The organism is Bacillus cereus group sp. Bce019 (assembly GCF_051781745.1).
Classification (GTDB): domain Bacteria; phylum Bacillota; class Bacilli; order Bacillales; family Bacillaceae_G; genus Bacillus_A; species Bacillus_A cereus.
Map to the genome: position 1 here is coordinate 108,856 of NZ_JBPWJX010000007.1, position 12,609 is coordinate 121,464.

Consider the following 12,609-nt stretch of genomic DNA (forward strand, 5'->3'; position numbering starts at 1 on the left):
TAGTAAGTTTTGCTTAAACATCATTTTTTACTAGCTTTTTGACAATAAAAAAAGAGCCATGTAGATAAAAAAATACCTACATGGCTCTTTCGCCAAAGCGTAGGTACAACGGGAATAACCCTTGTACCTACGCGTAATTTTTCCGCTAGGTTTCAAGGGTTACGTATGATGATGATGTTTTTGTGCAAATGTAACTACAGTTGTTGTATAAGTAAGCATAGTTCTTTGCTCCCTTTCTCCTCTGATTTTGAAGTTAGTATACTACATGTTTTTTTGAATGAAAAGAAAAATATAAAAATTTTTATAAAAATACGTTTTAAAGATTAAATATTTACCTATATTTTTCTTGTACTGGAAAATAAGTGAGAGATTGGCAGAAGAGTGAAGCATGTTATAATACATATAGAATTAGAAGGTGACAAGGGGCTATTGTAGATGATGAGTAAGTATGAACAAATTTATACAGAAATCAGTAAATCTATTGATAATAAACAATTAAAAGAGGGATGCAAAATCCCATCAGAAACAGAATTAATGAAGCAGTATGAGGCAAGCCGAGGCACGGTAAGAAAAGCTGTAGATTTACTGCAAGAGCGTGGATATGTGCAAAAAATTCATGGAAAAGGTGTTTTTGTTTTAAAGCGAAAAAATATTGAATTTAATTTTGGCGGTATTGTAAGTTTCCAAGAAGAAAATGAACGTTTAGGACGTCATTGTATTACGGAAGTTGTGGAAATGGACAAAGAAAAAGCCACAAAAGACATTGCGAAATTATTAAATGTAAAAGAAAAAACAGAGATTGACCATATTAAACGTGTACGAAATATTGATGGAGAAAAAGTAATTTTAGATATAAATCATTTTGTATCTGAGTTTATTCCAGGATTAACGAAAGAAATTGCAACTGCATCGATTTATAAATACATCGAGAAAGAGCTTGGGCTACATATTAGTTATTCGCAGAGGGTAATAGAAGTACAGCCATGTACAGAGGATGACAGAAAGTATTTAGATTTAAATGGAACAGACTATGTTGTCGTTGTGAAAAACTTTACACATTTGTATGATGGAAGTCAGTTTGAATATACAGAATCACGCCACCGTTTAGATATTTTTCACTTTTCGGATGTGGCACGCAGGAAGTAAAGAGGTGGAACAAAATATTGTTTCATCTCTTTTTTTTTTATAAAAAAACACAAACTCGTATATACGAGTGTTGACTAACTTATATATACGAGTTAATATGTAATTGTAAACGGTATCAAAAAAAGAAAAGAGGGACGGGAATATGGGGAAAGACTATCGTAAAACAGCAGAGGAAGTGTTGCAGTATATTGGTGGGAAAGACAATATTGAACAAGCTGCACATTGTGTGACGAGACTCCGTATCGCTTTAAAAGATGAAAGTAAAATAGATAATGATAAATTACAGTCTGTTTCATTAGTGAAAGGAGCGTTTCATAACGCTGGGATATTTCAAATTGTAATTGGTCCAGGGGATGTAGATCGTGTTTATGCTGAATTGATAACGCTTGCAGGCATGAAAGAATCAACTGTAGCTGACGTAAAAGACTCTGGAAATCAGAAGTTAAATCCAGCTCAAAAGTTTGTGAAAATATTTTCGGATGTATTTATGCCGATATTACCAGCAATCGTAACAGCTGGTTTACTAATGGGTATTAACAATCTATTAGGCGCAAAGGACTTATTTTTTGATGGGAAAAATTTATTAGATGTTTATCCAAACTTAGGCGGGCTTTGGGATTTAATTAATATGATGGCCAATACAGCATTTGTATTCTTACCAGCACTTGTCGGGTGGTCAGCAACGAAGCGTTTTGGTGGTAGTCCAATACTAGGGATTGTTATGGGATTAATGCTTGTGCATCCAGCTCTATTAAACGCGTGGGATTACGGAAAAGCAGCAACTGGTTTAGATGGTCAAAAGATTGAGTACTTCGATATTTTAGGATTATTTCAAATTGAAAAGGTAGGGTATCAAGGACAAATTTTACCTGTTTTAGTAGCAGCATTTGTATTAAGTAAAGTAGAAATCTTTTTAAAGAAACACGTACCAAATGCAATTCAATTATTAGTTGTACCAATTACAACAATCGTTGTGACAGGTGTGTTAGCATTAGGGATTATCGGTCCGTTTACACGTCATATTGGAGACTTATTAACAGTAGGATTAGTAGGTGTATATGAAACAGTACCAGTAGTTGGAGCAGTACTATTTGGAGCGTTATATGCACCGCTTGTAATTACAGGTATGCATCATATGTTTATTGCAATTGATTTACAATTGATTGCACAACATGGTGGTACATTTATTTGGCCGATGATCGCTCTTTCTAACATTGCGCAAGGTAGTGCGGCACTTGCGATGTTCTGGATTTCTAAAAATCAAAATGATAAAAGTATGGCATCAACATCAGCCATTTCAGCATACTTCGGTATTACAGAACCAGCGATGTTTGGTGTGAATTTACGAAATAAGTTCCCGTTCTATGCAGCGATTATAGGGTCTGCTGTGGCAGCGATATTCATTACATTAAATGGTGTATTAGCACCTGCTATCGGAATTGGCGGATTGCCAGCATTTATTTCTATTATTCCGAAATCGATTCCAATATTTATTGTAGGAATGATTATTGCAGTTGTAATCCCATTTACTTTAACTTGGTTATTTGCAAAAAGAGTCAAACAGAAGTAGGAGGAAGTTAAACATGAAGGATTGGCATAAAAGTGTAGTATATCAAATTTATCCGAAGAGCTTTAATAGCTATTACAATAAAGAAACCGGTGATATAAAAGGGGTTACAGAGAAACTAGATTATTTAAAAGAACTCGGAGTAGATTATATTTGGTTAACACCGATATACCAATCACCACAAAATGATAATGGATATGATGTAAGTGATTACTACAGCATTGATCCATCTTACGGAACGATGGAAGAGTTTGAAGAACTTTTAGCAGAAGCGAAAGTACGTAACATTGAGATTATGCTTGATATTGTTGTAAATCATAGTTCGACTGAACATAAGTGGTTTAAAGAAGCGAAGGAAGATAAAAATAGTCCATATCGTAATTACTATATTTGGCGTGATGAAAAAAATAATTGGCAGTCTAAGTTTGGTGGATCTGCTTGGAAATATGATGAGAAGACGGAGCAATATTATTTACACTTATTTGATGAAACACAAGCTGATTTAAATTGGGAAAATGAAAAACTTCGTGAAGAAGTATATGATATGATGCGTTTTTGGCTGGATAAAGGAGTAACAGGATTCCGATTAGATGTCATTAACTTAATTTCAAAAGACCAATGCTTCTTAAACGATGAAGGTAGTACTGGGACAAGTGATGGACGCAAGTATTATACAGATGGTCCGCGTGTTCATGAATATTTACAAGAGATGAACCGAAATGTTTTTGCAGGAAAAGATGTAATTACAGTTGGAGAAATGTCATCTACGACAATTGATAATTGTATTAAATATTCTAATCCTGAGCGTAATGAATTAAGCATGACGTTTAGTTTCCATCATTTAAAAGTAGATTATCCGAATGGTGATAAGTGGACGAAAGCAGAGTTTGATTTTATTAAATTAAAAGAGATTATGTCTAACTGGCAAATTGAAATGCAAAAAGGCGGAGGATGGAATGCGTTATTTTGGTGTAATCATGACCAGCCTCGCATCGTGTCACGCTTTGGTGATGATGGAAAGTACCGAAACGAATCTGCAAAAATGTTAGCGACAGCCATGCACATGCTGCAAGGAACGCCTTATATTTATCAAGGGGAAGAAATCGGTATGATGAATCCTAAATTTGAGTCCATCGAGCAATATCGTGATGTGGAATCGTTAAATATATACGATATAAAGCTAAAAGAAGGGCTATCAAAAGAAGAGATTATCGGGATTTTAAAGCAAAAATCTCGTGACAACTCCCGTACTCCAATGCAGTGGAATGAAGAGATGAACAGTGGCTTTACAACAAGTACACCTTGGATTTCAGTGGCTGAAAACTTTAAAGAAATAAACGTAGAGAAGGCATTAGAAGATAAAGAGTCCGTATTTTATCATTATAAAAAGTTAATAGAACTTAGAAAAACGTATGATGTTCTTACAGAAGGAGAATATGCTATTTTGGATGAAAATCATCCTAAGATTTGGGCATATACACGTACTGTAAATGATGAGGTATTACTTGTTATCAATAACTTCTATGGAGAAGAAATAACGTACTCTGTACAAGCGCACGTTCAATTAGATGGAATGAAACAAGAAGTACTACTGTCGAATTATAAAGATGCCAGCAAGGATATTGCAAAACTTAACTTAAGACCATATGAATCAATTGTGTATCGATATACGAAATAAAAGGTTGTATGCCTATGCGGCATACAACCTTTTATTTTAGTACACCACTATACAAAATGTTTACCTCTACCTCAGGTTTGAATTTTACTTTTGCATAATCTTTATTCCAATTTTTCTTCTTCCATAAGTCAGGGTGGTAGGCGATAAGGTGTCTGCCGATACCGAAAGCATCACAGTTTGCTTTTTGTAACTTTTTCGTTATCTTTTTAGCTTCTTTCGTAAGTTGTTTAGACAATTCTTTATTTAGTTTTTTTCTTTCATCCATTTTGTAAAGATTATCTCTCGGAGCTTCAAGCGCTATAACTTTTAGTTGGAGTTTAATGTGAGCATAAACATTTCCTTTTTTATCTGTTGTTATTTTTAAGTCGCGTTTTAACTTTCGATTGCTAATTTCCATTGTTAAATAATCAGATGTTTTCTCTGATTCATCGCTAGTAAGCTTTTGGGTTATACGGGCACTTGTTCCCATTTTTCCGGTTAATAATACGAATAAAACAGATTGTTTCAAAGGTAAATGCCCAGTTAATTTATCATTATTAAATAAAGCTAGACCGTTTGTAATCACTTCTTTTCCTTTTATTTTTATAGAAGGGAGGATAAAGTCTTTACCGGGATCTAACATTTTTGTAGCAGCTGTTTCTAAAGTTTCTTTTGGAAATACACTCATATCTTCTAAACTTTTCACTTTTTTCTTTAGAAAATCTCCAATTAGTAAATTTCCTACTTTCTTTTTTTCTAGTATCTCGGATGTTTCACCATCTACTGCAATAAGTTTTACTAAAGCAGTTGGGTTTGTTGGGTCCCGAAAGCTGACATCTAAATAAGGTAATATACCTTTTTTTAGAATTTTGGTTCCAAGTAATTGAACACCATATTTAAAATAACGAATATTTCCGGTTACATTTTTTTTTAGGGCATCGCTTGTATCCCTTATGTTATGCCCGGTGGCTGAATGTATTTCATTCTCGAATGAAGATTGTTCGCCGCTTGAACTTTTTACGAGCTCAATTGTTTGCTGGAGTTTATTCTTTTCTGTAATATCAGATCCAATACTATAAGCTAATCTCGCTTCTCTTAATGGTTCTTGATCCCAACAGCCAGAAAGGACGGAACTAGCACATAATATAGAAAGTAATTTAGCTTTTCTTTTGAACATACTGTTCTCCTTTCTTATTTCGTATCACAGAATAAAGTAGAAATAAAAGAGGGAGGACAACTATGAAAATATAGGTGAACTTATCAGTGAAAGTTGCAATTACTTTTAATTCTTCCGGTGTATCGATAAATAAGGCTACACTAAAGGCAATAATACCAACGATTGGAACAGCTTTTTTATGATTAGCAAGATTGAATATATGTCCAATTCCTATAGAAGCAGCGCAATAATAACTAGCGATAGAAGCAACAACAGTTATCATCCAAATTGGTATGAATAGTAAATCAGTTCGGTCTATAATCCCGATATGCAAGGAGCGTAATAAGTAAGCAACTGGTTCTGGAATAAGCTCAATTTGTTTTGGACTAAATACGATAAAGCAAATCCAAACAGTAAAAGTATAAAAAAGTGTTACAAATCCGTTAGCGATAGAAATTGCCTTCAGTTTTGCGACAGAACTGCCATTTACTTTTGGAAAAGCGATAAGAATGATTTCAAAACCATACATGGCTGTAATTGTTTCCTTGGATGCTTGAATTATATTCCACCAGCCGGCTTCTGTAATCGGAAAAATATAAGAAAAATCAGCTCGTGAAAACCCTAGTGCAATTAAAAGAGCCATGGGCAAAATGAGAATAGAAGCCATGACATAAAATCGTACGATGACTTTAAATGTATTATAGGCTATATAGCAGCAAGCTATCGTAAATAGTAAGAGAATTGCGTACCAAGGGGTCGCTTGCAAAACCCACACTTTAATGACATTACAAGCATTTAACATAACTGTCATACCGATAAGAGTAAAATAAAAAACATAAGCAAAGCCTAATAGTTTTCCAAACTTATTACCAAATAGCATACAAACACTTTCATACATATCTGCATCAGGGAATCGTTTTAAGAAAAGCCACATTAGTAAAATAATAAGCTGAATCGCAAGCCCGGCGATGAGCGCGGAAATCCATCCACCACCTTTTGCTATTGGGTGAAGACGGTTAGGCAGGGAAAGTATACCCACTCCAATTTGGCATTGAATAACGAAAAAGGTAAATTGAACTAGCGAAATTTTACTTTGCGTGTTTGTCACCGTCCTCATCCTCTCTCGTTACATGTTGGCGCTGCATTTTTTTCGGTTTTGGATCATGTGGTCGTTCCCAAAATGACCAAATTGGTAGTCTTACAAAAGAATCTTTCATATCTTTAATCCGCATTGGGGCAACAGGAGAAAGATATGGTGTATGAAAAGAATGAAGCTGACATAGGTGAACGAAAGTTATAATTAGACCGAATGATATTCCTACATATCCAAATATGGCAGCAAGGAGCATTAATGGAAAACGAAGAATTCGAACAGCTGAACTCATATCGTTTGATGGAACGAGAAAAGATGAGATTGCAGTTAAAGCTACAACGATAATCATCGTATAAGAAACAAGTCCGGCTTTTACAATTGCATCACCAATTACTAAACCGCCTACAATACCGATTGTTTGTCCAACTCTGCTTGGCAAACGAATACCAGCTTCCCGTAATAACTCGAAAATTAGCTCCATTAAGAGAGCTTCAAAAATAGGAGGAAGTGGTACTTTCTCTAATGAAGCTTTAATTGTATACACAAGTTCAAGCGGCAATACATCAGGATGAAAGGCTACGGTTGCGATATATATAGCTGGTAAGAGAAAAGCGATCAAGAAACTCACTAAGCGAATCATTCGGACGAAAGAACCGACAATCCAGCGGTTATTATAATCGTCTGGTGATTGATAGAAGGCAAATAACGTAACAGGAACGATAAGCGCTGTTGGGTCTCCATCAGATAAAATAGCAACTCGTCCTTCCATTAAATTTGCTGCGACTCTATCTGGACGCTCTGTATTTAATTGCTGCGGAAATGGCGAGAAAGATGTATCTTCTATAAATTCTTGTATGTATCCTGGTGACATAAGTGCATCCGTTTTAATCGTTTCTAATCTTCTTTTCACTTCTGTAACTAAATCGTCATTCGCTATATTTTGCATATAAGCAATTGCCACTTTCGTGTGCATTTCTTCACCGATTGTAAAATACTTAACAACTAAATTTGGACTCTTAATGAGTTTACGAATAGAGGTTAAATTAGTTGCTAGATCCTCTACAAAACCAGTATGTGGTCCACGTACAATGCCTTCATTATCAGGCTCTGCTATATCTCTCTTTAACGATAAAGTTGTTTCAAAAATACAAAAACTGTCGACTTGTTCATGAAAATATAATGATTTTCCTTGTAATAAAAGTTGCACACCGTAATTTAAATTTGTTTCTTTTTTCATATTTAATGTGGCAAAAGCTTTATCTAAAGACAAATCCGATCGAGTTAATAAAGGATCAAGAGCTAATTGATGGATTAAATTGGGGTCTGCTAAAGATTCGATATATAAGATTGCTCCTTTACCGTTTTGAAATGGGACATCTAATTTTTTTATATCATCTGAGTGACATAGCTTATTTTCAATGTAATTAATATTTTCCGGAAGTGATGGAAACATATGCTTTTTGTTATTATCTTGTTGTGAACTTTCCTGTTCGGTCATAATTTCCACCTCTTTTAAAGTGCAATTGTTTCTGTTAATTTTTGTCGTTTGTGAGAAATTTATGCTTGAATTATTTTTTTAAAAAGAGGGTTGAAAGTTACGTTACATTGTCTTTTGTACATTATTCAATTTCATAGCAGTACTTCTCACATTTATGTCGAATTAAGAAGATATATAGGAGGGATACATATGGAAATAGCTGTAGAACGTGTTTTTACGAAAGAGATTTTAAAAAGAGCAGCGAGTTTGTTTCATGTAACAGTGGAAGACAAGCCGCTTGGAGATTTTGAGAATTATATTTTTAAGGCGAAGGGTGATAATGGTGAAGACTATGTATTACGTTTAACGCATTCGTCGCATCGCTCTAAAAAAGAAGTCGAGGCTGAACTAGATTTTTTACGATATGTTGCAGAGAACGGAGCAAAGGTAGCAGGCCCCCTGTACTCAACGTTTCAAAATCTTGTAGAAGAAATCGGAGCAGAGGATGAAACTTTCTTTTTCGTTTCCTTATTTACATATGCAAAAGGTGAGCAAGTAAAAGGAGAGGAATCACCGTATTGGGGAGAGGCTTACTTTGAAGCATGGGGAAAAGCGATTGGACAACTGCATCGTCTAACAATGAACTATCCTAAAACGGATCATCGTGATACGTGGGAAGAAGATGAGAGTAGGATTGTTAATGAATTAGAGGATAATCAAGTGAAAAAGATTGCTGCGGTATTAATGGATGAAATTAAGGCTCTTCCAGTTGAAAGAGAAACGTTCGGTCTTATGCACGGTGATATTCATCCAGGTAATTTTCATTATGATGGTAAAGAGCTAACAATCTTTGATTTTGATGATGCGGCTTATAATTACTTTATACATGATTTAGCGATGGTTCTATACTACTCTGTTCTATTTACACCGTGGACAGTGGAGGAGAAGACGACGTTCGCTCGTAAACAGTTACAAGTGTTAAGAAAGGGATACGAATATGAGCATAGGCTAGCTGATAGTTGGTATGAATCGTTACCACTATTTTTACGTTTACGTGATATAGGTTTATATGGAACACTTCAAAAGAAGTTTAAAGGGAAAGATATGCCTGATAACTTCTTGAAATTATCAGAAGAGCTATACGAAAGAATTATAAAAAGAGAAGCAATTGTGAATATATAATACATTTAGTTCAAAACAAAGTATATAAAACAAATATATACTTTGTTTTTTTATACAAAAATATGTTTACTTTATTAAAATAATATTGTCCTAGATTCAGTATACACTTATAATTTTATATATATTCTGAATATTCTTTATAAATAAGGAGGGGGAATGGTGGAAGCTTTCGTAAATTGGTTAAATAATATTGTTTGGAGTCCAGCACTTGTTTATTTATGTTTAGGAGTAGGTTTATATTTTTCCATTCGAACGAAGTTTTTACAAGTAAGGCACGTAGGAGAAATGGTGAAGCTGACATTTCAAGGAGAAAAATCAGAAGCTGGTGTTTCTTCATTCCAAGCGTTAGCACTTTCGTTATCAGGACGTGTTGGAACAGGAAATATCGCTGGGGTAGCAACCGCGGTTGCATTCGGTGGACCAGGAGCTGTATTTTGGATGTGGGCAGTAGCCTTTTTAGGGGCAGGATCAGCTTATGTAGAATCAACACTCGCGCAAATATATAAGACGAAACATCAAGGGCAGTTTCGTGGTGGACCTGCTTATTACATCGAAAAAGGTCTAGGTGTGAAATGGTATGCTTTAGTATTCGTTGCAGCGACAATTCTTGCAACTGGGCTTTTATTACCGGGCGTGCAAGCAAATAGTATTGCTGTAAGTTTAGAGACAGCTTTTGGAATTAACACTACATTATCAGGGGCTTTATTAGTTGTTGTATTAGCTCTTATCATTTTCGGTGGAGTAAAGCGTATTGTTAACGTAGCGCAAGTTGTCGTACCGTTTATGGCAATAGGCTATATTTTAGTAGCTTGCGTCATTGTTGCTATGAATATTGAAAAATTACCAGAAGCATTTATGTTAATTATAAGAAGTGCATTTGCATTAGAAGCTGCTTTTGGTGGTATTATCGGTTTAGCAATTTCTTGGGGTGTAAAACGTGGTATTTACTCCAATGAAGCAGGACAAGGAACTGGGCCACATGCAGCTGCAGCGGCTGAAGTATCGCATCCAGCTAAGCAAGGGTTAGTGCAAGCATTTTCCGTTTACATTGATACATTATTTGTTTGTTCAGCAACAGCATTTATGATGATTATTACAGGCATGTATAACGTATTTGATGCAAGCGGAAAAAACTTTATCGTAAATAAATTAAATGGTGCACAGCCAGGACCGGGATATACACAGGCAGCAGTAGAATCTGTTTTCCCTGGATTTGGAAACGGTTTCGTTGCAATCTCGTTACTATTCTTTGCATTTACAACAATTATGGCATATTACTACATTGCAGAAACGAATATAGCGTACTTAAATCGTGATAAAGATCGTCCTTGGTTGTCTATGGTATTAAAATTTGTATTCTTAGGAGCTGTATTCTACGGCTGTATAAAAACAGCAGCAACTGCTTGGGCTTTAGGCGATATTGGGGTAGGAATTATGGCATGGGTAAATATCATTGCGATTTTACTATTACAAAAACCTGCATTAGTCGCATTAAAGGATTATGAAAAACAGAAAAAAGAAGGAAAAGATCCAGTATTCGATCCAGGGCCATTAGGAATTAAAAATGCTGATTTTTGGGAGCATGAATACGGGAAAGATAAGAAAGAAGAAGTATCTTAACAGAATAGAAATGAAGAAGCAAAGGGGAAACTCTTTGCTTTTTTTTATGGACAAATTGAAGCTAAAAGTTATTTTTGGGACTATTTTTGAATATAAAAAGAATGTACATGCATTGTTAGGGGAAGGGGGAGTATGTTGATAGAATTTCGTAATGTAAATAAATATTATGGTAACTTTCAAGTTTTGAAAAATATTAATGTGCAAGTGAAAAAAGGTGAAGTGGTGGTAGTTGTCGGGCCTTCAGGATCAGGGAAAAGTACATTGCTTCGATGTATAAATCAATTAGAGGCAATTACAGATGGAGAATTAATTGTACAAAATACAGAGGTACACAATAAAAAAACGGACATGAATGAATTGCGGCGAAATATTGGGATGGTCTTTCAACATTTTTATTTATACCCACATAAAACAGTTCTTCAAAATATTACATTAGCACCGATTAAAGTAAATAAAGTTTCCAAAGAAGAAGCAGAGAAAACAGCAATGCTTTATTTAGAGAAAGTAGGAATCCCAGAGAAGGCTAATGTATATCCACATCAATTATCCGGAGGACAACAGCAACGGGTGGCAATTGCTAGAGGACTTGCAATGCAGCCGGAAATTATGCTATTCGATGAGCCTACGTCTGCTCTTGATCCAGAGATGATTGGAGAGGTACTTGATGTTATGAAAGCACTGGCTAAAGAAGGGATGACAATGGTCGTTGTCACGCATGAAATGGGATTTGCGCGAGAAGTAGCAGATCGGATTTTATTTATGGATGATGGTCAAATTATTGAAGATACAACACCGGCGCACTTTTTTGCAAACCCTGAACAAGAAAGAGCTCGTTTATTTTTAAGTCGGGTGCTAAATCATTAGAGGAGGAATTTCATGCTTAAAATGAAAAAGTTATTTACTTTAATCGTATTTTCATGTTTATTCGTGCTTGTTGTTGCTGGATGCGGAAGTAAGAAAGATGAGGCAAAGGAAACAAATACGAAGCAAGGCGGGGCTGTTGAGCAAATTAAGAAACGAGGGAAATTAGTAGTTGGGGTGAAGAATGATACGAATTTATTTGGATTAAAAAATCCTTCAACAGGGCAGGTAGAAGGATTCGATGTTGATGTCGCGAAGGCACTGGCGAAAAAGATTCTTGGAGATGAAAAGAAGCTAGAGCTGAAAGAAGTAACGTCTAAAACACGTATTCCAATGCTGAAAAATGGTGATATTGATGCAATTATTGCAACAATGACAATTACGGAAGAACGCAAAAAAGAAGTGGATTTTTCAGATGTATATTTTAAAGCAGGACAATCGTTACTTGTGAAAAAAGGAAGCAATATTAAGAGCGTCGATGATATAAAACAAGGCGTTAAAGTATTAGCTGTAAAAGGATCAACATCTACAAATAACATTCGTCAAAAGTCACCAGAAGCGACTGTATTAGAGTTTGAAAATTATAGTGAGGCATTTACAGCGTTAAAGGCAGGTAAAGGTGATGTGTTAACGACAGATAATGCGATCCTTTACGGAATGGCAAAACAAGATTCTAATTATGAAGTAGTAGGAAAAATTTTCACAGATGAACCGTATGGAATTGCAGTGCAAAAAGGGGCAGATGATTTAACGAAAGAGATTAATACTTTAATTAAAGACATGAAAGCAAGTGGGGAGTATGACAAATTATATGAGAAGTGGATTGGACAAAAACCAGAAAAGTAGATAG

The 12,609-nt window shown here is 35.2% G+C and carries 10 protein-coding genes; 7 read left to right on the forward strand and 3 right to left on the reverse strand.

Annotated features, from left to right (window positions below; translation table 11 throughout):
* Positions 1–435: 435 nt before the first annotated feature.
* From treR to treC, 3 genes are all read left to right on the forward strand, one after another.
* Positions 436–1,146: a trehalose operon repressor gene (treR, locus tag ACS2QP_RS12690; RefSeq protein ID WP_000987240.1), complete on the forward strand. Its 711-nt coding sequence runs from the start codon at positions 436–438 to the stop codon at positions 1,144–1,146.
* A 142-nt stretch (positions 1,147–1,288) separates the two neighbouring features.
* Positions 1,289–2,716: a PTS system trehalose-specific EIIBC component gene (gene treP, locus ACS2QP_RS12695; RefSeq protein WP_153581949.1), complete on the forward strand. Its 1,428-nt coding sequence runs from the start codon at positions 1,289–1,291 to the stop codon at positions 2,714–2,716.
* Between the two features lie 13 nt (positions 2,717–2,729).
* Positions 2,730–4,391: an alpha,alpha-phosphotrehalase gene (gene treC / locus ACS2QP_RS12700; protein WP_438882474.1), complete on the forward strand. Its 1,662-nt coding sequence runs from the start codon at positions 2,730–2,732 to the stop codon at positions 4,389–4,391.
* A gap of 31 nt (positions 4,392–4,422) precedes the next feature.
* Here treC and gerKC read toward each other — a convergent pair whose 3' ends face one another.
* From gerKC to gerKA, 3 genes are read right to left on the reverse strand one after another with little or no spacing between them, the layout of a single operon-like run.
* Positions 4,423–5,547 (reverse strand): spore germination protein GerKC, encoded by a 1,125-nt coding sequence (gerKC, locus tag ACS2QP_RS12705; protein ID WP_438882475.1) that lies wholly within the window; start codon positions 5,545–5,547, stop codon positions 4,423–4,425.
* Positions 5,528–6,634, reverse strand: coding sequence for a GerAB/ArcD/ProY family transporter (locus ACS2QP_RS12710; RefSeq protein ID WP_000185786.1), 1,107 nt, complete (start codon positions 6,632–6,634; stop codon positions 5,528–5,530). The genes gerKC and ACS2QP_RS12710 overlap by 20 nt, the downstream gene beginning before the upstream one ends.
* Complete coding sequence (gene gerKA / locus ACS2QP_RS12715; RefSeq protein ID WP_074564790.1) at positions 6,615–8,117, reverse strand: spore germination protein GerKA; 1,503 nt, start codon at positions 8,115–8,117, stop codon at positions 6,615–6,617. Before gerKA ends, ACS2QP_RS12710 begins: the two co-directional genes overlap by 20 nt.
* A gap of 189 nt (positions 8,118–8,306) precedes the next feature.
* Between gerKA and ACS2QP_RS12720 the strand changes: the two genes are divergently transcribed.
* From ACS2QP_RS12720 to glnH, 4 genes are all read left to right on the forward strand, one after another.
* Positions 8,307–9,278 (forward strand): phosphotransferase enzyme family protein, encoded by a 972-nt coding sequence (locus ACS2QP_RS12720; RefSeq protein WP_438882476.1) that lies wholly within the window; start codon positions 8,307–8,309, stop codon positions 9,276–9,278.
* 159 nt (positions 9,279–9,437) lie between these two features.
* Entirely contained in the window at positions 9,438–10,898 is a 1,461-nt protein-coding gene (locus ACS2QP_RS12725; protein ID WP_103621734.1) for an alanine/glycine:cation symporter family protein, read from the forward strand.
* Between the two features lie 132 nt (positions 10,899–11,030).
* Entirely contained in the window at positions 11,031–11,762 is a 732-nt protein-coding gene (locus ACS2QP_RS12730; protein ID WP_044584131.1) for an amino acid ABC transporter ATP-binding protein, read from the forward strand.
* Between the two features lie 12 nt (positions 11,763–11,774).
* Complete coding sequence (gene glnH, locus ACS2QP_RS12735; RefSeq protein ID WP_000916491.1) at positions 11,775–12,605, forward strand: glutamine ABC transporter substrate-binding protein GlnH; 831 nt, start codon at positions 11,775–11,777, stop codon at positions 12,603–12,605.
* Positions 12,606–12,609 lie beyond the last annotated feature (4 nt).

Excerpts from the sequence above, each read along its gene's own strand:
- ACS2QP_RS12730 (WP_044584131.1), top strand. The coding sequence starts at position 11,031 with ATGTTGATAGAATTTCGTAATGTAAATAAATATTATGGTAACTTTCAA.
- gerKA (WP_074564790.1), bottom strand. The coding sequence starts at position 8,117 with ATGACCGAACAGGAAAGTTCACAACAAGATAATAACAAAAAGCATATG.
- glnH (WP_000916491.1), top strand. The coding sequence starts at position 11,775 with ATGCTTAAAATGAAAAAGTTATTTACTTTAATCGTATTTTCATGTTTA.
- treC (WP_438882474.1), top strand. The coding sequence starts at position 2,730 with ATGAAGGATTGGCATAAAAGTGTAGTATATCAAATTTATCCGAAGAGC.
- ACS2QP_RS12720 (WP_438882476.1), top strand. The coding sequence starts at position 8,307 with ATGGAAATAGCTGTAGAACGTGTTTTTACGAAAGAGATTTTAAAAAGA.
- treR (WP_000987240.1), top strand. The coding sequence starts at position 436 with ATGATGAGTAAGTATGAACAAATTTATACAGAAATCAGTAAATCTATT.
- gerKC (WP_438882475.1), bottom strand. The coding sequence starts at position 5,547 with ATGTTCAAAAGAAAAGCTAAATTACTTTCTATATTATGTGCTAGTTCC.
- treP (WP_153581949.1), top strand. The coding sequence starts at position 1,289 with ATGGGGAAAGACTATCGTAAAACAGCAGAGGAAGTGTTGCAGTATATT.